The following is a 20,974-nucleotide window of genomic DNA, read 5'->3' as shown; positions in this document are numbered from 1 at the left end:
TCACACTTTTGTCTAGTACAAAAACTCTCCATTTTCAATCTGTTATTGACAATATCCCGACAGTAGCGTCGGGATATTGTCGTTATGATAACTTATGATCACTTATGATGAGATACATTCACATTTAGGACGGTTTCAGCCTATTTTCTCAACGAATTGAGCTTAGCTTGAGCAAGGCCAAAAATGGTATCGATTGGATAAGAACCTTCATCGGTTGGCTCACCAGCAACTTTCCCCGTAAACAATTCGATAGCTTCAGTAACATGGTCAATCGCCCAAATATTAAACTCGCCTTTTTCGACTGCTTTCACGATGTCGGAACGAAGCATTAGATTGTGAACATTAGAGCGCGGAATAATGACCCCCTGCCCGTCATGACGACCTTTAATTACACACACATCATAAAATCCTTCGATCTTTTCGTTTACGCCACCAATAGGCTGAGCTTGACCAAATTGATTCATCGACCCTGTTATCGCAATGTCTTGTCGATTTGGTTGCTTTGAAAAAGCAGACACAACCGCACATAACTCAGCCATGCTGGCACTATCACCATCAACACCACCGTAAGATTGCTCAAAGGTAATGGTTGTCGTTAATGGCACTCGTGCCGTTTTACCAAATACGGAAGATAAGTAGGCAGACAAAATCATTACGCCCTTAGAGTGAATACTGCCTCCCAAATCCACGCTTCGCTCGATATCGATAACATCCCCATCACCGTAACACGTCGTCGCTGTGATGCGATTCGGTGCACCAAACATGTAGTCACTAGTGCTCAATACCGAAAGTGCGTTCACTTGGCCTACGGCTTCTCCTTCGGTGCGAATCAGCGTTGTGCCGTTAATAAAGGTTTCCATTACGTTATCGCGTAATCGGCTTACTCGCATTTCTTGGTTATTGAGCGCCTCTTCAACATGCCCAATACGGATCATGTTAGAGTTAGCTTGACGAGCCACGTAGTTCGACTCTCGAAGCAAGTTGGCGATATTAGCCGAATGTAGAGATAGCTTGGATTGGTCGCCAGACAAACGTGAGCTGTATTCGATGATTCGAGCAATGGCTTTGCGATCGCAATGCAGCATATTATTGTCATGCACCACGCTAGAGATAAAGCGCGCGTAATGCAGCTCAGACTCCGGCGTACGTTTCATTTCGTCTTCGAAATCTGCCGTCACGCGGAACAACTCGCTGAACTCTGGATCGTAATGTTGGAGTAATTGGTAAGTTCGGTAATCACCAAATAAGATAATTTTGATATCAAGCGGAATCGGTTCAGGATCGAGTGATACCGCCCCCGTCAATGTGACTTCTTTTTCTAGAGACGTAAAACTCAATTGACGAGCACGCAATGCGCGCTTCAAACCATCCCAAACGTAAGGCTGTTCAAGTACTTTCTGAGCATCCATTAATAGAACGCCGCCATTCGCCTTATGCAAGCTCCCTGCGCGAATCAGCGAGAAGTCGGTAAACACCGTTCCCTTGAAAGTGGCAGTCTCAATCGACCCGAAGAGTGAATGATAGTTGGGATTTTCTTCAACAACGATAGGAAATTCGCTGCTTTTACGGCTTACCAAGACGTTCACTTTATAACGACGTGGCAATTTTTTATCCAAGGATGCCGTCGCAATTTCGCCTTGCTCGCCACTTTGGTCAAGGAAGATATCTGCGTTTTCAACAATATCTTTTTGCAGCTCAGTTAAGTAGGTTTTGATTTCGGAATATTGCGCGTAATCCACTTTGAGTTTTTTGATGAAGTGAGTAATCACATCAAGCGTCACTTCATCATTGAGCTTTTTGATTTTATCGCTGTATGTCTCTTCCCACTCCGTAAGCTCACGAACCATCGAGCGCAATCGCACTTCGAGTTCATCAATAGCATCGCTGAATTGCTCTTGTTCTTTTTTGCTTAGTACATCAAAAGACTCTTCCGTATGAAGCTCATCACCGTTCATGGCGACAAACTGATAATCCCCCTGTGTAGTCAGTGTTAGGCTGATGCCTTTTTCTTTTGCCTCTCGGCTAATACGATCCAGCTCGTTTTGTTGCTTAGCTGCCAATTGATTTTTTAATCGCTCAGCGCGGCTAAAGTACATTTCATTGTCGAATGCTAGGGGTAAAGCATTCAATAATTTGCCCATTAAAGCTTCAATATCAACACGTAGCTTATTTCCGATACCACAAGGCAGCTTTAATACCTTTGGTGTACGGGTATCCTCAAAGTTCGCAACGTAACACCAATCAAACAGGGCTGCTGCATCGTGCTGGTGACGATTCAGATAGCGCAAGATCATGGTGCGTTTACCTAGCCCATTCTGACCAATGGCGTAGATGTTATACCCTTTCTCTTTGATGGACATCGCAAACTCGACCGCTTTTTGCGCGCGCTCTTGGCCCACGATTTCATCAATTGGAGGTAACTCCTTGGTCGACTTACATGGCATATTCTCTAGATCTGCTACAGAATATAGCTGCTTAGCTTTCAATCTTAGTATTGCCATATCCACTTCCTTTTTTCTTATTTTCGTTATTTGAGTGTAGAGATTATTTGCTTAATTTTAAGTGATTTACCTTCCACCCTAGATTGATTGGACATTTTATGAACACATAAGTGATATTAACACGCACTTGCAATTGATAATCAATTTCATTTAATATCTAAACAAATCAAATGTTGTGGAGATGGATATGAATATTGAGCAATGCTGGATGCGCTACTTAAAAGCGGAGCAACTGATGGAACAAGGCCATTGGCCAGAAGCTCATCGTTTATATGACGACGTGCTCAACAATCTACCCAACCACATTCATTTAGCGCTAGAAAATGCACAAACTAAACCTTGCCAATTTGTATGTCTCATTACGGGACTTAGAGATGCTAGCGTGACGCAATCAGAGATTCTCAACAAACTCGGCTTACAGCATGATGCGTTCTCAATACTCAATCAAACTTACGCGCTATTTCAATTTTTGCAGCTAGAGAGCCATGAACTGATTGAGCGCGTAGGTCACCTACTTGGTCAACAGAGCGAAGACTTGTTAGCTCACATGGCGGCATTTTGCTCTGCCCAACGTAATGCTCAATGGATGATAGAACTCGAGCACGTAACGCGCGCGCATGAGCAGTTCTTACATTTGCAAGCAATGAGTTCGGCAAAATCTTCGCCTTCTCACCTGTATAATTAATCTAAAGCTCAAGCATTGAGGCCAGCTAGGTTTGTGCTATCCATTACTTGAGTATCATTTGCTTTATCAACCACAAGGATCTGTGATGTCTTCTAAAACCATTCTTTCGGTGAACAACCTATCAGTCAGCTTTACGACAAACGATGGGATCGTCGATGCAGTAAAGAATGTTAGCTTCGATTTAAAAGCAGGCGAGACGCTGTCCATCGTTGGCGAATCTGGCTCTGGCAAGTCAGTATCAACCAATGCACTGATGAAACTACTGCCAGACAACGCTATTTTGCATGAAAGCTCATCCATCATGTTTGAGGGTAGCTCCATCTTGGATAAAACAGAGCGTGAAATGCAAAATATTCGCGGTGATCGCATTGGCATGATTTTTCAAGAGCCGATGACCTCACTAAACCCGTACATGCGGGTGGGTATCCAAGTCGCTGAGGCCATAATGTGTCACCGCCCGGTCGACAGACGAACAGCAAAAGAAAAGGTGTTAGAGCTGTTTGAATTGGTTCATATGCCAAACCCAGAAAAAGCGTACAACAAGTACCCACACGAATTTTCTGGTGGTCAATTGCAACGCATCATGATTGCGATGGCACTGATTAACGAGCCCGATATTTTGATCGCCGACGAACCAACAACGGCGTTGGATGTCACGGTTCAAGCAGAAGTGTTGCACCTGATTAAAGAAATTCAGGCTCAGATGGGCATGGCAATCCTATTTATTACTCATGACTTAGGCGTCGTAAAACACTTTGCAGACCGTGTCATTGTGATGTGTAAAGGAGAAGTCGTCGAAGAAGGCGAAACGCAAATACTCTTCGAGGACCCAAAGCACGAATACACACGTATGCTAATCAACTCGATTCCTAAAGGCAGTAAGGAGCCTATTAGCGAAAGTGCTACACAGCTTTTAAAGGCCGACGATATACGAGTCAAATTCTTGGTAAAGTCGCATTTTATTGCGAGCAAGAATGAGTACTTCGAAGCGGTAAAAGGCATTTCTCTTGAGCTTAAACAAGGAGAGACCCTCGGGATCGTTGGGGAGTCCGGTTCAGGTAAGTCTACACTCGGCCGAGCTTTGATAGGTCTACTGCCCTCAACTGGCAAAATAGAATACAAAGGCCAAGATATGGCCTTGCTGACAAACAAAGAACGTTTTGAGCTGAAAAAAGACGTTCAGATGGTATTCCAAGACCCTTATGGTTCGCTTTCTCCTCGTATGACTATCGGCGAGATCATCACAGAAGGATTAACTGTCCACCAACCAATGTTGAGTAAAAAAGAACGTATGCAGAAAGCGCGCGACGTGCTCCGTGAGGTCCGCTTAGATCCCGCGTCCATCAACCGTTATCCGCACGAGTTTTCAGGAGGCCAGCGTCAGCGTATTGCTATCGCGCGAGCACTGATCCTTGAACCTTCGTTTATTCTGCTTGATGAGCCAACCTCTGCATTAGACCGCTCGGTGCAACTGACAGTGATTGACCTTCTGAAATATTTGCAGAAAAAACACAATATTGGCTACTTGTTTATTAGCCACGATCTATCAGTAGTTAAAGCACTCTCTGATCGTGTTCTAGTCATGCAAAAGGGCGAGGTCATGGAACAAGGTACGGCCGAAAAGATTTTCCAAAACCCTAAAAATGACTACACGAAAAAACTGATAGATGCCTCATTTGATCTTGAAAACAGTGAAAATCAGCACAATGCGGCTTAGGTTCATCACAGTTTCATATTCATAAACTAGGATTAAGAAAAGGTGATAAATTCATCTTGTCTTAAGAATGGCGTAGCTGCCTTTCGGTTTGGCCGCCGAGACTGGTTGGTTCAAGAGTCAGACTTAGTCAACCTGGCTCAAATACTGGCAAACAGTATGAATTGAGTTCCCCCAACCATGAAAAATGCCGCGACACTGTCGCGGCATTTTTTATTCTCAGAAGCTTCGAACAACTAGGGCATTAAATCGACTCAATACCCATATTATGTAACGTAAATGCATACACGTCTGTGGTGAGGTCAATTTGCTTACTCAGCGGCATTCCTGCACCATGACCGGCATTAACATCAATGCGTATCAATACTGGATTAGCGCCTTGCTGTTTGTCTTGCAGCTCCGCAATAAACTTGTACGAATGTGCTGGAACCACACGATCGTCGTGATCGGCAGTTGTCACCAATGTCGCAGGATACTGCACGCCTTCTTTTACATTGTGAACAGGAGAGTAGCCAAGCAAGTATTGGAACATCGCTTCGCTTTGTTCAGACGTGCCATAGTCATACTTCCAGCCTTCTCCAGACGTAAACGTGTGGTAACGCAGTATATCAAGCACACCTACAGCTGGCAGCGCCACCTTAAATAACTCAGGACGTTGCGTCATACACGCACCAACCAACAAGCCGCCATTTGAACCACCACGAATCGCTAGACGCTCGGAGCTAGTGTAGTCGTTTTCAATCAGGTATTCCGCCGCCGCAATAAAGTCATCAAACACGTTTTGCTTTTGCTGCTGAGTGCCTGCGTTGTGCCAGGCTTTACCGTATTCACCGCCGCCTCGCAAGTTGGCGACAGCGTAAATACCACCCAACTCTAGCCAGTTGGCTACATTGCCAGAAAACATTGGAGTGAGGCTGATGTTAAAACCGCCGTAACCATACAGCATGGTTGGCGCACTGCCATCAAGCGCGATGCCCTTCTTGTATGAGATGATCATCGGAACTTGCGTGCCATCTTTTGAGGTGTAGAACACCTGTTTTGATTCATACTCACTGCGAGCGAATGGCGCTTTTGATTCTTGAAACAGCGTCGATTCACCAGACTCAACATCAAATGAGAAGATCGTCGGTGGCGTCACGTAGTTAGTAAAGGTGTAATACAGCGTGGTTTCTTCTTTTTTACCCGCTAGACCATAAGCCGTACCCTCTCCCGGCAGTTCAACATCTCGAATCCATTCACCTTGGTAGTTAAACTGCTGCACTTTAGAAAGTACATCCACCATATAAGTCGCAAACAGATAACCGCCACCTTTGCTGATTTCTAACGGCTGTTCTTGTTCAGCAATCACGTCAGCCCATTGTTCTGTCTGAGTGTTGTAGCTGACAACTTTGCCATTCGGCGCGTCTAGGTTGGTATAAAGCAGCAAGGTTGCGTCTTGGCTATCAATTAAGTAGGCGTCTCCTTGCGTTGTCTCGCGCAGCGTCACAATTGCCTGTAACTCAGACTGTAAATCAATATAAAACAGACGATTACCCGATGTAGATTCTGCGCCAGAGATAATGAGGAAGCGATCATCTGTCGTCGTCGTACCAGACACATAACGATGAACTTGCGTATCCAACTCACCAAAAATCACTTTGTCTTCAGATTGAGATTTACCAAGTTCATGATAATAAAGCTTGTGATGCTCAGTTCGAGCAGACAACTCACTGCCTTGCGGCTTATCGTAGCTTGAGTAATAGAAACCTTTGCTGCCCAGCCAAGAAATCGACGTAAACTTCGCATCAACAATCTCAGGCTCTAACTGTTCTTTGGTTTCCGTATCAATGACAAAGATCTTACGCCAATCACTGCCCCCTTCCGAGATGGAATACGCGACCAAACGATAGTCTTTAGAGAAGCTGACTTCGCCAAGAGAGGTCGTGCCCTCTTCGGAGAAAGTATTTGGATCAAGGAAAACCTCGGCTTCTCCCTCGCCTTTACGTCGATACAATACGCTTTGGTTTTGCAAACCGTCGTTTTTGTAGAAGTAGGTGTAGTCACCACGTACAAATGGCTGGGAATATTTTTCGTAGTTTTGACTGTTCGCCACTAAGTCACGGATTTGTTGGCGGTACGGTATCTGACCAAGGAAATCGAAGGTGACCGAATTTTGACCCGAAACCCATTGTGCGGTTTCTTCACTTCGATCATCTTCTAACCAGCGATAAGGGTCGGCAATGTCGTGACCAAAATAAGTGTCCACGACAGAATCTTTACGTGTTTTTGGGTAATGCATAACGTCCGTGTTACTCCGTTGTTTTTATTAAGTTGTTTATCTTCAATCGTTTTATTGCGGTGATTACCTTAGAGCACCCAATTTTGATTTCAACGACATTGTTTTAAATCTATGAAGAACCTAGAAATAATGAGATATCGTTAAGTACCGGTCACGAATGTGCTCAATAAGCAGCTTTACTTTGTTCGGTGGTTGACGAGTAAACGGATACACCGCGTAGATACCCAACTTTTTACCTACTAATTCAGGAAAAATATCCACCAGTTGACCATTACGAATATCGTGATACACCAAACAGCGCGGGACGTAAGCAATACCATGGCCGCCCAGAGCGGCTTTACGTAATGCGGTCGCGTTATCAGTAGAAAAGCAGCCCGATACTTTGACGATGTAATTGCCATCTTCTCCTTTAAACTCCCAATCCGTTGCACCTGTGGTTTGGTAAGCGTATTGCAGACAATTGTGCGTGGTGAGATCAATCGGCTCGATCGGTTTCCCATTTTTCGCAATATAAGAAGGTGACGCGCATACCACCCATTGGGAATCGAGAATATGTCGTGCGATCAAACTAGAGTCGGCTAGGTAGCCAGTTCGAATGACTAAATCGTAACCATCAGCCACTAAATCGACAAAGCGATTATCCAATGACATGTCCACGGTCAGACCCGGATGAAGGTTACAAAACTCGGCAACAGCATCAGCAAGTATCAAATCTCCAGAGATACACGGCACGGACATTTTTATATGACCGCTCACATTCTCTCCAAAGCCTGCAACAGCATCCATAGCCTCCTGAGTGGCCTGCTTCACATTTTTAGCACTGTGGAGTAACACCTTACCTGCCTCGGTCAAGGTTAATTTGCGCGTTGTTCGATATAATAGCTGAGCCCCTATTTCTTCCTCCAACCTCGCCATTCTTTTGCTAACTACCGAATTTGTAAGGTTATTTGCCTCTGCAACCTTACTAAAGCTGCCAAGTTCGATTACTTGAGAAAATAGGATTAAGTCGTCTGCTCTCATACCATTATGTCACTTTTGGAATTAATTATTTTCATTATTTCCCTATATCAACAAAAAATAAAGGAGTAAATTCACGCCAAATTAACAAAACCATTACAACAAAAAGTCACCTCTACAGCGGATTGACACCGTTCGAGAAGTCAGCGTACGAAGGATGTACAAATGAGTGAAACCCTACTTGCCCTAGTGGCATTTTCGCCAATTGTTGTTGCCGCCATCTTATTGGTTGGTCTCAACTGGCCTGCTAAAAAAGCCATGCCTGTTGCGTTCGGTTTGACCGTCGCTATTGCCCTAATGTTTTGGGATATGTCAGCCAATCGCGTACTGGCTTCTGTATTCCAAGGGCTAGGCATTACTGTCTCTGTTCTATGGATCGTGTTTGGTGCCATCTTCTTGCTCAACACTTTAAAACACACTGGAGCGATCACCACTATCCGTAATGGATTTACCGATATTTCAGCTGACCGCCGTGTGCAAGCCATCATCATTGCTTGGTGCTTTGGCTCGTTCATTGAGGGCGCATCTGGGTTCGGTACCCCTGCAGCAATCGCTGCACCACTACTGGTTGCAATCGGCTTCCCTGCGCTAGCCGCTGTCCTTATGGGCATGATGATTCAGTCAACGCCTGTTTCATTCGGCGCGGTAGGCACGCCTATCATCGTAGGTGTAAACAAAGGTTTAGACACCCATAACATCAGTGAGTCGTTGGCCGCACAAGGTGCAACGTGGGAAATGTACCTGCAAGATATCACAGCGCACGTTGCTGTCATTCACGCAGTCGTAGGTACGATGATCCCAGTATTAATGGCGATGATGTTAACACGTTTCTTCGGCAAGAACAGAAGCTGGAGTGAAGGTCTGGATATTCTACCATTTGCGTTATTCGCTGGTATCTCTTTCACCGTTCCATACGCGTTAACCGGTGTTTTCTTAGGTGCAGAGTTCCCTTCACTTATCGGTGGTTTGGTTGGTCTGTCTATCGTTGTTACCGCAGCGAAAAAAGGCTTCTTAGTACCAAAGACTAAGTGGGATTTCGAAAGCGAAGACAAATGGCCTGCAGAGTGGTTAGGTTCGCTAAAAGTCGATCTAAACGACAATCCGGGCAAGCCAATGAGCATCGTAAAAGCTTGGGTTCCATATGTAATGCTGGCAGTTATTCTCGTCGCAAGCCGCGTAAGCCCAGAACTGAAAGGCTTTGTACAAAGCGTAAGTTTGTCGTTCAGCAACATTCTTGGTGAGACTGGCGTTAGCGCTGCGATTCAGCCGTTATACCTTCCTGGTGGCATTCTGGTGTTTGTCGCACTACTTGCTGCAATGTTACAAAGCGGCAGCGTAAAGCCATTGCGTGAAGCATTTGGCGAGTCAAGCAAAACACTGATTGGGGCCGGTTTTGTCTTGGTATTTACCATTCCGATGGTTCGTATCTTTATCAACTCAGGCATCAACGGTGCTGACCTAGAAAGTATGCCCGTCACAACCGCAAACTTCGCCTCTGACCTTGTTGGTTCTGCGTTCCCAGCGCTGAGTGCCACCGTTGGTGCACTGGGTGCGTTCATCGCTGGCTCAAACACGGTATCAAATATGATGTTCAGCCAGTTCCAATTCGAAGTGGCACAAACGTTGTCTATTTCGAGTGTGATTGTTGTATCACTCCAGGCCGTCGGTGCTGCCGCAGGTAACATGATTGCGATTCACAACGTTGTTGCCGCATCAGCCACGGTAGGTTTGCTTGGTCGTGAAGGCGCAACATTGCGTAAGACGATTATCCCTACGTTCTACTACATTGTAATGACAGGCATTATTGGATTGGTGCTGATTTATGGCTTCCAAATGACAGATGTCTTGATGAAGTAACGCGAAATGCAGGGTTTACAGCCCTGCCTAATTTGACACAGCTGTCTGCACTACTACCCCGACATGTTGATTTAGCTTGCTACATCAATTCCCCCGACAGCTGTGTCACCCTTTCCAGTTTGCATAACTGATTGAGTGATTTAATAAAATTTTTCAACCAATTATGTAAATGGGTTACCAACATCACCGATTCAAACGTAAGTGAACCATAGGTAACTATACTCATTTTGATGTCTTCACTGCTTTGCGATGAAGGCTCAACGAAAGAGCAAATTGCTCCACAACTTTGCTTAGAATAACCGCTAGGACACCATTATGATTATCTCAGCTTCTACTGACTACCGCGCTGCCGCGAAAGCCAAGCTTCCCCCGTTTCTATTCCATTATATTGATGGCGGCTCTTACGACGAACGCACGCTGAAGCGTAATACTGACGATTTAGGTGATGTCGCTCTTCGCCAACGCGTCCTACGCGATATGACAGATTTGAGCCTCGAAACCGAGATCTTCGGTGAGAAACTGGCAATGCCAATCGCGCTAGCTCCTGTTGGTCTAACTGGTATGTACGCGCGCCGAGGCGAGGTGCAAGCAGCAAAAGCAGCCGAGAAAAAAGGCATCCCATTTACTATGTCGACTGTTTCGGTTTGTCCGATTGAAGAAGTCGCACCTGCAATTGAACGTCCAATGTGGTTCCAGCTTTACGTGCTTAAAGATCGTGGCTTTATGAAAAACGTACTTGAGCGTGCAAAAGCAGCAGGCGTAACAACGCTGGTGTTTACCGTTGATATGCCAGTTCCTGGCGCACGTTACCGTGACATGCACTCAGGTATGAGTGGCCCTAACGCGGCCATGCGTCGTGTATTCCAGGCGATGCGCCACCCAAGCTGGGCGCTGGATGTGGGTCTACTTGGTAAACCGCACGACTTAGGTAACATCTCAACTTATCGTGGCGAACCAACAAAGCTAGAAGATTACATCGGCTGGTTAGGCGCAAACTTCGACCCTTCTATCTCCTGGAAAGATCTTGAGTGGATTCGTGATTTTTGGGATGGCCCAATGGTTATCAAAGGCATTCTAGATGAAGAAGACGCGAAAGATGCGGTACGTTTCGGCGCAGATGGCATTGTGGTATCTAACCATGGTGGCCGTCAGTTAGATGGCGTACTTTCAAGTGCTAAAGCACTGCCAAGCATTGCGGATGCGGTAAAAGGTGATCTTAAGATCTTCGTAGACTCTGGTATTCGTACTGGTCTTGATGTCGTTCGTATGCTCGCACTTGGTGCAGACTGTACGCTTCTTGGCCGTTCATTTGTGTACGCATTGGCAGCACAAGGCGGAGCAGGCGTTGAAAATCTACTGGATCTGTACGATAAAGAAATGCGTGTAGCAATGACGCTGACTGGCGCTAAGTCTATCGCGGATCTTTCACGCGATTCGCTAGTGAAAATCCCATAATCTTTGCAATCGAGCAAAACAGAAACGAAAAAACGAGCCAACAGTGGCTCGTTTTTTATTGCTCTTCAACCCGATAATTTGACGAGCAAGCTAGCTAACTTGGTGAACGTACTCGATCACGACTTGGTTTCCGTCGATAAACACGTTACTGATATTGCCATCCACCGTCACACGATTTTGTAAATAAACGGTACCAGATGCAGATAGGTCACGCTCCGTCAAAGACGGAATCACCTGACCAGGACGTACATGTAGCTGCTCGCATAGCTGTTTTACAAAACCTAGCGTCAGTGGAGAATTACCACGTAACAAGCCAGAAAACTCGTGTAGACTCAAACCAAGGCGCTTCGCCATTTCCATTTGAGTGATGTGCATTTTGGCTTTTTGTGACATCCAGATGTCGTAGAGCGCGTTTCGATCCAGCTCTGTAAATTCCATATCTGCCTCCGCTAATTCAAGAGTCAATACACTCTCACACTTACTTAAGATAAATGTTAGCGATAAGTCAGAGAAGTTATAATTGATCGTCCAAATATCAACCCTCAATCATTGGTAGCGTACCTCTGAACATGCATGAGGCGGTCGCTCAGCAAAACGTAAAGGTAACTCTCTTGTCATTGGAAGGAAAAGTCCATCTCGGCGGTTTAGACATAAGTAAATGATTTAAAGGAAATCACTGGGGTGAAGGAGTAATATCTGCTACCTTTCCTTCCATGGTTCACTAGAAATAAGTTACATATGCCACAGTGGTTTACCGAATTACAAAGCTACATTGAAACGTCTCATCAAAATTGGAGTGGAAGCGTCCTTTTCATTACGCTCGCTAGCTTTATAGCTTGGATAGCTTGGCGGCTGATTCGCTCTCGCCTCGCTGCGCTCGTAGAGAAAACGCCCTTCCACTGGGATGACATGTTGCTTGATGCGCTAAAAGCGCCAGTCAGTACACTCATTTGGTGTTGGCCTGCAACCGTCTCTATCGGCATCATATTAGAGAGCGAGCTCAACGATAAAATAAACTGGTTAAGTACGCTGAAACTGATTTTAATCATCAGCATCTTCGTATGGACCGTTATGCGGCTCATTACCAATGTTGAAGAGCATGTTCTCGAACAAAAGAACCGAGATGAAACAACAGTACAAGCGATAGCTAAGGTCGCGCGCCTGTTCTTTATTACCGTCGGAATTCTAACCGTAATGCAGGCATTTGGTCTGTCACTATCGGGCCTACTTACCTTCGGTGGTGTTGGTGGTTTGATCGTCGGTTTAGCGGCGAAGGATTTGCTGTCTAACTTTTTTGGAGGTCTTATGATCTACTTCGATCGTCCATTTAAAGTTGGCGATTGGATCCGTTCTCCAGACCGACAAATAGAGGGGACGGTAGAACGCATTGGCTGGCGTATGACCATTATCCGAACTTTCGATAAGCGTCCACTGTATGTGCCAAACTCAGTGTTTAGCAGCATTGTCGTAGAAAACCCATCTCGCATGCTGAACCGACGTATCTACGAAAAAATTGGACTTCGTTACGACGATGCTGAAAAAATGCCGCAAATTATCACCGCGGTAAAAGAAATGCTGAAAAATCACAAAGACATTGATGCACGCCAAACACTTATCGTCAACTTCGATACATTCGGTCCATCATCATTGCACTTCTTTATCTATACCTTTACTAAAACCGTGAATTGGGTGAGATACCATGAGGTTAAGCAGGACATACTGCTTAAGGTAATCAACATCATTAAAGAACACGATGCAGATATCGCGTTCCCTACTCAGACGCTTAAGCTTGATCCTATACAAATGGTAAAAGCGGAAGAGCAAGAAGATCACGGCTTCTAGTTCTCACCAATACCCAAATAATCAAGCCCGCTGTGTTTAAGCGGGCTTTTTATTTTTCTTCGCATGAAGTGGTTATTGTTGCGTTAACACCATACGTGCATTCAGCGGTTGGATTGGGCGATTGTTTTTCCCCATTACTTCCGAAAAAGATTTTATCTGCTCAGGAGAAATAGTTTGTGCTTCTTTCATCACCAACCAACGTACACCTTCAGAGCATGGCGGTGTCGTTAGTGAGCCGTTAAAGCGGTAGTAGTCTTTATCACTTGGGATAAGGGCATCCGCATCAAATGGAACCTTGATGGTAACATCTTGATCTTTAGTTGGAATGTTAGCTAGCATCTTAGCTAGATCTGGGTTCGCGTCACCCAGTTTAAAGAACACCGCGACAACAGCTAGATGACCTACTTTGTCGGCATGCACAAAGTGTGCTTCTAGAGGGTATTCTTTACCGTCCACATGGTTTTCAGATGGCGTATGGAAGTGGAACTGTTTCAACGTAAACTCTTTACCATCAATGGTGAGTGTGTTTTTACCTTCTAAACCAGTCTGTAAAGTGTGACCGTTGTTCAGCAGTGAAATTGCCTTACCTTCGTAGTCGAAATTCAATTTTTCTAGCTTCGCTTCGGTCGCCGATTCAATGTTGATTGGGCTCTGGTTTTGACCTTTTGCGCACTCAGATGCAAACTCACCCCAATGAGCAGGTCCATGGTTTCCCTCGTAGCCCCAGCTTGCTGCATAAGCTGTTCCTGTAAATACCAGTGCCAAACCTAATGTTGTTAGTGACTTCTTCATCATTTTCCTTATTTCTGAAAGTTAAATTCCGTGAGAATAAAGCCATACTAATCTCACAAAATTAAGCAGTGACAGAGTGAAAACTATGATTACAAAAGATTTTTGGAATAGAAGCCTCTAATGATGTAATTGACATGATGCTCAAAATTGAACGTCAACGATTATTGAGTCGGTGTAAGTACCTGCAGGAGGGGTCGTTTGGCTGGTTAGTATCTGCGCGCGATAATTATAATTCTGTGGAGTGATACCATCAGGAATAGAGCCGCCAGTATCGACGTCACTGTGTTCACGACGTTCAGAACTGGTTCCTCCCCAGCGATCCATCGATGATGACTTATAGATTTCATACTCCAAATAGTGACCACTAGAAATCATTCGCCGCTGACCGCCGGACGCATTTAGGCCGTCATTCAAGCCAATGGAGAAGGAACTATTCTTGGTACAAGTTAACGATATAACCTGACTGACTGGCTCAAAACCGGCCACTAATGGGGACGAACCAAAATCAATATCTGGCGCCGTGATCATACAATCAGGGGTCACTTCCAACTCAACCGTAATCACGCTTTGAGCGCTGCCATTGGCGCGGCCAATGCATACTCCTAGAACCCCGATACCCTTACAGTAATCCCAAATCCAGGATACGGTGATTTGGTCTTTATAAGTCCCAGCGGAAAGATTACTGCCCACTCCCGTCCGAGCATAAAGCGGAAACTCAGCTTGAGTGCCAAACAACCCGAGTAAATCGAGTAACCCAATTTCAAAAAAATTGTAAGTTTGGCCGAATACATACTCTTGTGAAAGACCTGGATCGCCAAAAATCTGATAGCTGAGCTCCGAACTCGGATCATCCTCATTTAATAGCAAACCATTATTTATACTGTTAAACGTTGCTGATACGTAGTCGCCACTTAACAAAGACACAAGTGTAGAAAAGTCACACGTAATCCCCGCATGAGGCTGAGCTGAGCTTTGCTGCTGAGAGCTTGAAACAGTAAACGAAGAAACATTGCCAAACAAGATTAAAGGTGTTGCCGCCGTGAGCTGACAAGCCATTGTCGAGCACGAGAAAAAGAGAAGTAGGCTAGCAAACCAGCTGCGCAAAATCATAGTGCGGTCTCTTCTTCGGCTTTGATACAAACCTGCTCAGGCAATGTTTGTATTTTTTGACTCTCACGCTGATACAACCCCTCAATAAACACTTTACATGGCGGCTGTCCTTGAGGATAAAACTGAATATAGCGGCCTGGGTCAACGCCTTCAAAGTACGTAAAACCATCCCAACCAATTTGGCTTGTTAAGCCCGTTTCTGAGCGGCCATATGTACCAATCGGAAGGAACAAATGATTTTCGTCTACCACCGTCATGCTCAGTGCAATTTGTAGCTCTATTGGGAACTCTAACAGGTAGCCGTAGCCCGAATGTATCGAAGCAAACTGCTCTGTTGCAGAAAACGCAGCATTGGCAGGTAAATTAAGTGGATCGATTTCATATTTGGCGGTGTAATACGCCGTAGCCCAAGGAACAAGTAGGTAACCTTCATCGTCTGTCACTCCGACAATTTGATTTTCATATTTAACCGGAATACCTTCAAAACCACTGGTGCTCACCACAGCGAAGCTGTCATACACTTCATTCGCCGGGAATATTTCTCCATCCAACGTAGAGACCGAACCTGCCATTTCCGCAAAATAATCATAGTCGCCACTGGTGCCATTTAACCCCGCTCTGAACTGCGCCCATGACGCACGGTAGGTCAAATCAGCCTGTTTACGGTTTTCTGGGTGTTCGTTAATATCATGCGCTAAATTGACGCCCCACCCACCTCGTATTGGCGCAAGGCGGCTGTAACCCACTCGCCCTCGCACATCGCCATCGTCCTCTCTTTTCAGCGTTAGCCCCGAACTTCCCCCCAAAGAACTGAAAGGTAGAGAGAATTGCGCCAACGTAACACTCTGACCACCAATACTATGATTGTAAGAAAGGGACATATTGATATTAAAAGGCAGAGCGTAGCTATAAGTGAGATTTAGGGTACGTGAATCTGAGTCGGATTGTTGAATATCAAAGTACCCACCAGAAAGTGAGCCCCAATCTCCCAAACGGACTCCCATATTGATTTGTGATAGATGGCGCGACGCGAGTGAAGCGTCTTTGCCTTCATCGAGCATTTCGTAATTTGGTAAATGAGATAAGGTATAAAAGTCGGCTTGTTCTACTTGAGTTCGAGCAGCGAAGCTAAACAGCCGAGACTGATAACTATAACCTAGCGCATATGAGGTAGATTGATCCTGAAAATTACTCACACGAAACGAGGCATCCACCGTACCCAAGTTGAAAGCATTAGTGACAAAGCCCAGCCCCGCAACGATCAGGTCATCTTTTGCTTCAGTTTGAGCTTCTAATGTTAACCAATCAGTCATGCCATGACGCAGAGCGGTAACCACGCCACCGTCTCCATAGTCGTTAGATGCATTACCGAAATTTTCTCTGATCGCACCAATACTCGCACTGTAAGATGTAAATCCGGTCTTCAGTAGATCGGAAGAGAGAAAAAATGGGCTGGTCATGACCGTTTGCTTACCTTGAGCATCCGTTGCAATTACCGTTGCTTCCCCAGCACCAGAGAGCATTGGAATATCGTTAATAATGAAAGGACCGGGCCCAACATTCATTGAGTCAGTTTTAAAGCCATTGATAAACAAATCTAACGTAGTGGGCGCTGTGACCTCACCATAAAATGCAGGTAACGGCGTCGTCACGACATCCGGACGCATAGAGAAATCATGTGACAACTGAATACCCGCCAGTCTTACTGGTTGGCTCCAAGATAAAGGGCGAACAATATAGTCCCCTACCTCCATACGAATTCGCTTCTCTTGATTGACGTACTCGTAACTCGTATCAAAACGAGTGTACTGGCTGCTTTGCTGGGACTGAACATCGCGATGAAAGTTAGATTTAAATATCCCGGTAGTAGAAAAAACGCCAAACTCAGAAAAGGCTCTGACTTCATGATTTATAGAAACCTCCTTTTGTCGGCTTTCGTTCTCGTACACACCAAATACGTTGTAGTTAAGCAGGCCACCACGCCCAAACTGAGCCGGGGAAAATCGCCCCATATCCTGCGCTGATAAGCTCTGCATCGGTAACCAATTAGGCGGTACGTCAATTGTAAGTTGCAATGACGATTGCAAGTAACGCACGTTAACTCCTGGGATAGACGTAACCTCAAGTCTCTCTTCAGTTCCAGGCAACGACTTGGCGGTAACCCCAACTGAAATGAGGTCCTCCCGGAGCAAAAAGAACTGATCGCCAACTCGCTCAACTTTCGCAACAAGCCCTGTTGCTCTTTGATTGATCACCAACTCCAGATTGAGGCTAATATTCTCAAACTTTTCTAATGAGAAATTTTCAGGACTCGGTAGCTCAGAGAAGTGGTTTGCTGAATTTGCACAAAGACCAATACTGCTCCACGTTACGCTAAGTAATACCAACCAAAAGAAAGCATTCATTGTATTAAATCTATTCATTATTGCTTCAATGGTATTTGGTAACGTTTACCTCCAATATTCGCGCTCAAACTCAAGGGTCTGACATTACTATGGGGAATAGACCAAACCTTATACTGTTCAGGAAGAATATAGCCAGCTAGTCCATCGGAAATAACGACAGGATCTTTATTTGGTAGATTCAACTGTAAATTCACTAAGCGAACATGGTGTTTTCCTGAATTTTTAATGTGAACAAAACGCTGATTATTTTTCTTAATAAACTGTGCCTGTAAATCACCCCATAATTCACTGTCACGGTTTGGTTTTTGAGTATCAGTCAGCCCTTTCCCGTAAATAAACAAAGGTATCGAGTAACGCATTCGGACTTTTACAGCGAGTTCATTTTCCGTCAATTCTGTTTGAGGGTTTTGAGTTGGCGGTAATTCATCTATGATCACTCGGTATGCATACTCCTTACCTGCAGAGGCCTCATCTTGGTTGATGATGCGGATTAACTGCTTTTCACCTGGTTCAATTTTGACAAACGGAGGGGTTGCAATTAACTGGCTTTGACTTGAATAACTATCTTCTCCTTCGTTTTGTTCCCACTTAAAAATTCTCACCTGTAAATAAGAATCAACACTGCCTTTATTTACCATCCAAAGTGATGTTGCATTACTCTCCTCTGATATTTTGGGGTAAATCGGCCAAATTAATAATGAGTTAGCATTGGCATTTGAGAAAAAAACAAAAAGGAAGGTTATTAATAATAGTTTTTTGAGTATGAATTCCATTTCACCCCTCCAAAGTTCACTTACCACTCTAATGTCAGCGTAAGCGTATCCATATAAATTCCAGCCATTTCATTCCCATTTATTGTCGCCTTTGCCCAGATAGGAAACTGAATATTATCTGGGTCTTGGTCGGTATCGACGGAATATTGCGTGTCAATATCAAGCACCTGCGTATAATTTAGATCCTGAAACAAAAAGTAATCTACCGTTGTCGCTTCTTCACTGTGCTTTAGCTTACGTACACCATCCGATGCATTCATCCCGCCATTTACGGAAACATTCATCGTAATACCCGGAGTACAACTTAATGTGAGTGATGAACTGTAAGTGATGCTGCCTTGTACTTCCGTCGCGTAAACTGAAGAATGCTCACCAAAATCTAACGTGCCTATTTGCCCGGCTTGGGTTGCGCTTTCTTCTTGTACTGCGCCGTTAATCAAACAACCTGTATCTACGGTGGCAGACACCTGAAAAGTTTGTGTCGCATCAGCCAGCACAGTTAAAGAGCACAAACTCATCGCGACAAGTGAAAAGCCCCTAACAACCAGCGTCACGTTTTACCAGCTTAGCGTCACACTGATGGTATCGGAGTATGTACCGGCAATGCTGCTCGTACCGTAAGCTTTCGCAAAAAGCTCAATAGTTTGCGATGTTGCACTAGTAAATTCAGACAGAGCTACCGTCCCGCCTTGTATAATTTGTGTGCTTCGGTCTGAGTCGGTAAACAACGTATAATCAATAAATTGCGCGCCATTTGACATCGCGTAGGTACCAACGGTCGCACTTGCATCATACAATCCGGTGCCCAATGTAAACGTCGGTGTCACACCGTTACTACAAAGCACTTCAATACCCGTCGCACTACCACCATTTACCACACCATCTTGTTCACTGAAGATTGCAGGCACGTCTCCAAAGGCGAGTGAGCCAAAGCCAACGCCAGAAGCTGCATCTACCGCATTATTTCCATTAATCACACAACCTTGTACAAGGTTAATTGAAACATCAATCGTACCGCTCACTGACGCTCCACTCGCTTGCCAACTAAATGAGGTTAAGAGCAGAGGCATCATCAGATAAAATCTTTTCATATAAAGCTCCATTTTTACATTCCACTGTATATCGGTAACCTTTTTATTAGTTATAGCTCAATTATGACAAACCAAATGCATATAAAATGTAAAACAATAAAAAGAAGCAGGATAAGGATAAAGACGAACAGCAAATAAAAATATTAAACTTAAAAGTGACGATTTTTAAGCATGTAATGCCAAAAAATAACCACTAAAAACAAATGGTTATTATCTTGTTCCAAATACAGAATCGACAATGAGTTAGAAGGTAGGGTGAAGTTGAGTGGAAAAAATCTAAAAAAAGTAGCAGAACGACACGAGAAGTTTAGAAAAGATTGGCGACCATTTCTTCCCAAAACAAGAATCTTCATGAAACAAAAATGCGCCCCAAAAAGGAGCGCATTTCTTACTTGAATAAGTTATTCCCAATCAAGAATAACCTTGCCTGACATGCCGCTGCGCATTACGTCGAAGCCTTCTTGGAAATCGTCAATCTTGTAGTGGTGCGTGATGATTGGCGATAGATCCAGACCAGATTGGATCAGTGAAGCCATCTTGTACCAAGTTTCGAACATTTCACGGCCGTAGATACCTTTGATCACCAAGCCTTTGAAGATAACTTGGTTCCAGTCGATACCCATGTCTGATGGTGGAATACCTAGTAGTGCAATACGACCACCGTGGTTCATTGTGGTTAGCATTGAGTTGAATGCTGCTGGGTTACCAGACATTTCTAGACCTACATCGAAGCCTTCTGTCATGCCTAGCTCAGCCATTACGTCTTCTAGCTTCTCTTCTGCAACGTTTACTGCGCGTGTTACGCCCATCTTACGAGCAAGTTCTAGACGGTATTCGTTCACGTCTGTGATCACTACGTGGCGAGCACCAACGTGTTTTGCTACTGCAGCTGCCATGATACCGATTGGGCCAGCACCTGTGATAAGCACGTCTTCGCCTACTAGGTCGAAAGAAAGCGCGGTGTGTACTGCGTTACCAAACGGGTCAAAGATAGACGCTAGATCGTCAGAGATGCCTTCAGGGATCTTGAACGCATTGAACGCTGGGATCACTAGGTATTCTGCGAATGCACCTTCGCGGTTAACGCCCACACCAATCGTGTTACGACATAGGTGAGTACGGCCGCCACGACAGTTACGACAATGACCACACGTGATGTGACCTTCGCCAGATACGCGGTCACCGATTTCAAAGCCACGAACTTCCTGACCAATCGCAACCACTTCACCCACGTATTCGTGACCGACAACCATAGGCACTGGAATTGTCTTTTGTGACCATTCGTCCCAGTTGTAGATGTGTACGTCTGTACCACAGATAGCGGTTTTCTTAATTTTGATCAGAATGTCGTTATGGCCAACTTCAGGTTTATCAACCTCAGTCATCCAGATGCCTTCTTCAGGCTTTAGCTTTGATAATGCTTTAATTTTCATAATGTAACCTTAATTAAAGGC

At 44.8% G+C, this 20,974-nt stretch carries 16 protein-coding genes; 5 read left to right on the top strand and 11 right to left on the bottom strand.

The annotated features are described in order from the left end of the window. Positions 1-140: 140 nt before the first annotated feature. Complete coding sequence (locus R7093_RS07090) at positions 141-2,501, bottom strand: Lon protease family protein (protein ID WP_047102346.1); 2,361 nt, start codon at positions 2,499-2,501, stop codon at positions 141-143. 187 nt (positions 2,502-2,688) lie between these two features. Here R7093_RS07090 and R7093_RS07085 point away from each other — a divergent pair, with 187 nt between their 5' ends. Both R7093_RS07085 and R7093_RS07080 read left to right on the top strand, forming a co-directional pair. Continuing rightward, complete coding sequence (locus tag R7093_RS07085) at positions 2,689-3,186, top strand: hypothetical protein (RefSeq protein WP_005375116.1); 498 nt, start codon at positions 2,689-2,691, stop codon at positions 3,184-3,186. A gap of 85 nt (positions 3,187-3,271) precedes the next feature. After that, positions 3,272-4,903, top strand: a complete 1,632-nt coding sequence (locus tag R7093_RS07080; RefSeq protein ID WP_047102349.1) for an ABC transporter ATP-binding protein — start codon at positions 3,272-3,274, stop codon at positions 4,901-4,903. Positions 4,904-5,144: 241 nt separating this feature from the next. Here the strand turns inward: R7093_RS07080 and R7093_RS07075 are convergent, their stop codons facing one another. Together R7093_RS07075 and R7093_RS07070 are read right to left on the bottom strand one after the other, a co-directional pair. Continuing rightward, entirely contained in the window at positions 5,145-7,178 is a 2,034-nt protein-coding gene (locus tag R7093_RS07075) for a prolyl oligopeptidase family serine peptidase (RefSeq protein WP_047102351.1), read from the bottom strand. 120 nt (positions 7,179-7,298) lie between these two features. After that, positions 7,299-8,198 carry a LysR family transcriptional regulator gene (locus R7093_RS07070; RefSeq protein ID WP_005375112.1) on the bottom strand — a complete coding sequence of 300 codons (900 nt, stop codon included), beginning with the start codon at positions 8,196-8,198 and terminating at the stop codon, positions 7,299-7,301. 162 nt (positions 8,199-8,360) lie between these two features. Between R7093_RS07070 and R7093_RS07065 the strand changes: the two genes are divergently transcribed. Together R7093_RS07065 and lldD are read left to right on the top strand one after the other, a co-directional pair. Then, on the top strand, positions 8,361-10,052 hold the full coding sequence (locus R7093_RS07065) for an L-lactate permease (RefSeq protein ID WP_318146576.1): 1,692 nt from the start codon (positions 8,361-8,363) through the stop codon (positions 10,050-10,052). 315 nt (positions 10,053-10,367) lie between these two features. Next, positions 10,368-11,507: an FMN-dependent L-lactate dehydrogenase LldD gene (gene lldD, locus R7093_RS07060; RefSeq protein ID WP_005383962.1), complete on the top strand. Its 1,140-nt coding sequence runs from the start codon at positions 10,368-10,370 to the stop codon at positions 11,505-11,507. Positions 11,508-11,597: 90 nt separating this feature from the next. Here lldD and R7093_RS07055 read toward each other — a convergent pair whose 3' ends face one another. Then, positions 11,598-11,945 (bottom strand): helix-turn-helix domain-containing protein, encoded by a 348-nt coding sequence (locus tag R7093_RS07055; RefSeq protein ID WP_047102356.1) that lies wholly within the window; start codon positions 11,943-11,945, stop codon positions 11,598-11,600. A gap of 300 nt (positions 11,946-12,245) precedes the next feature. Between R7093_RS07055 and R7093_RS07050 the strand changes: the two genes are divergently transcribed. Further along, positions 12,246-13,349 carry a mechanosensitive ion channel family protein gene (locus tag R7093_RS07050; protein ID WP_005375107.1) on the top strand — a complete coding sequence of 368 codons (1,104 nt, stop codon included), beginning with the start codon at positions 12,246-12,248 and terminating at the stop codon, positions 13,347-13,349. A gap of 72 nt (positions 13,350-13,421) precedes the next feature. On the opposite strand, the gene R7093_RS07045 is transcribed toward R7093_RS07050, so the two are convergent. From R7093_RS07045 to tdh, 7 genes are all read right to left on the bottom strand, one after another. Next, positions 13,422-14,141 carry a carbonic anhydrase gene (locus R7093_RS07045; RefSeq protein WP_005375106.1) on the bottom strand — a complete coding sequence of 240 codons (720 nt, stop codon included), beginning with the start codon at positions 14,139-14,141 and terminating at the stop codon, positions 13,422-13,424. A gap of 141 nt (positions 14,142-14,282) precedes the next feature. Then, positions 14,283-15,251, bottom strand: a complete 969-nt coding sequence (locus tag R7093_RS07040) for a spore coat protein U domain-containing protein (protein WP_318146575.1) — start codon at positions 15,249-15,251, stop codon at positions 14,283-14,285. After that, positions 15,248-17,674, bottom strand: a complete 2,427-nt coding sequence (locus R7093_RS07035) for a fimbria/pilus outer membrane usher protein (RefSeq protein WP_411913247.1) — start codon at positions 17,672-17,674, stop codon at positions 15,248-15,250. Before R7093_RS07035 ends, R7093_RS07040 begins: the two co-directional genes overlap by 4 nt. Next, positions 17,674-18,429, bottom strand: coding sequence for a molecular chaperone (locus tag R7093_RS07030; protein WP_025768578.1), 756 nt, complete (start codon positions 18,427-18,429; stop codon positions 17,674-17,676). The genes R7093_RS07035 and R7093_RS07030 overlap by 1 nt, the downstream gene beginning before the upstream one ends. Before the next feature lie 20 nt (positions 18,430-18,449). Further along, the gene (locus R7093_RS07025) at positions 18,450-18,947 is read right to left on the bottom strand and encodes a spore coat U domain-containing protein (RefSeq protein WP_017820521.1); all 498 of its coding nucleotides are present in this window, start codon (positions 18,945-18,947) and stop codon (positions 18,450-18,452) included. A gap of 39 nt (positions 18,948-18,986) precedes the next feature. After that, entirely contained in the window at positions 18,987-19,532 is a 546-nt protein-coding gene (locus R7093_RS07020) for a spore coat U domain-containing protein (RefSeq protein WP_005375099.1), read from the bottom strand. Between the two features lie 389 nt (positions 19,533-19,921). Continuing rightward, positions 19,922-20,953, bottom strand: a complete 1,032-nt coding sequence (gene tdh, locus R7093_RS07015) for an L-threonine 3-dehydrogenase (RefSeq protein WP_005383983.1) — start codon at positions 20,951-20,953, stop codon at positions 19,922-19,924. Between the last annotated feature and the right edge of the window lie 21 nt (positions 20,954-20,974).

It is taken from the genome of Vibrio sp. 1580 (assembly GCF_033340055.1).
This window is presented reverse-complemented; position numbering and strand designations above follow the sequence as displayed.

Excerpts from the sequence above, each read along its gene's own strand:
- R7093_RS07090 (WP_047102346.1), bottom strand. The coding sequence starts at position 2,501 with ATGGCAATACTAAGATTGAAAGCTAAGCAGCTATATTCTGTAGCAGAT.
- R7093_RS07085 (WP_005375116.1), top strand. The coding sequence starts at position 2,689 with ATGAATATTGAGCAATGCTGGATGCGCTACTTAAAAGCGGAGCAACTG.
- R7093_RS07080 (WP_047102349.1), top strand. The coding sequence starts at position 3,272 with ATGTCTTCTAAAACCATTCTTTCGGTGAACAACCTATCAGTCAGCTTT.
- R7093_RS07075 (WP_047102351.1), bottom strand. The coding sequence starts at position 7,178 with ATGCATTACCCAAAAACACGTAAAGATTCTGTCGTGGACACTTATTTT.
- R7093_RS07070 (WP_005375112.1), bottom strand. The coding sequence starts at position 8,198 with ATGAGAGCAGACGACTTAATCCTATTTTCTCAAGTAATCGAACTTGGC.
- R7093_RS07065 (WP_318146576.1), top strand. The coding sequence starts at position 8,361 with ATGAGTGAAACCCTACTTGCCCTAGTGGCATTTTCGCCAATTGTTGTT.
- lldD (WP_005383962.1), top strand. The coding sequence starts at position 10,368 with ATGATTATCTCAGCTTCTACTGACTACCGCGCTGCCGCGAAAGCCAAG.
- R7093_RS07055 (WP_047102356.1), bottom strand. The coding sequence starts at position 11,945 with ATGGAATTTACAGAGCTGGATCGAAACGCGCTCTACGACATCTGGATG.
- R7093_RS07050 (WP_005375107.1), top strand. The coding sequence starts at position 12,246 with ATGCCACAGTGGTTTACCGAATTACAAAGCTACATTGAAACGTCTCAT.
- R7093_RS07045 (WP_005375106.1), bottom strand. The coding sequence starts at position 14,141 with ATGAAGAAGTCACTAACAACATTAGGTTTGGCACTGGTATTTACAGGA.
- R7093_RS07040 (WP_318146575.1), bottom strand. The coding sequence starts at position 15,251 with ATGATTTTGCGCAGCTGGTTTGCTAGCCTACTTCTCTTTTTCTCGTGC.
- R7093_RS07035 (WP_411913247.1), bottom strand. The coding sequence starts at position 17,674 with ATGAATAGATTTAATACAATGAATGCTTTCTTTTGGTTGGTATTACTT.
- R7093_RS07030 (WP_025768578.1), bottom strand. The coding sequence starts at position 18,429 with ATGGAATTCATACTCAAAAAACTATTATTAATAACCTTCCTTTTTGTT.
- R7093_RS07025 (WP_017820521.1), bottom strand. The coding sequence starts at position 18,947 with ATGAGTTTGTGCTCTTTAACTGTGCTGGCTGATGCGACACAAACTTTT.
- R7093_RS07020 (WP_005375099.1), bottom strand. The coding sequence starts at position 19,532 with ATGGAGCTTTATATGAAAAGATTTTATCTGATGATGCCTCTGCTCTTA.
- tdh (WP_005383983.1), bottom strand. The coding sequence starts at position 20,953 with ATGAAAATTAAAGCATTATCAAAGCTAAAGCCTGAAGAAGGCATCTGG.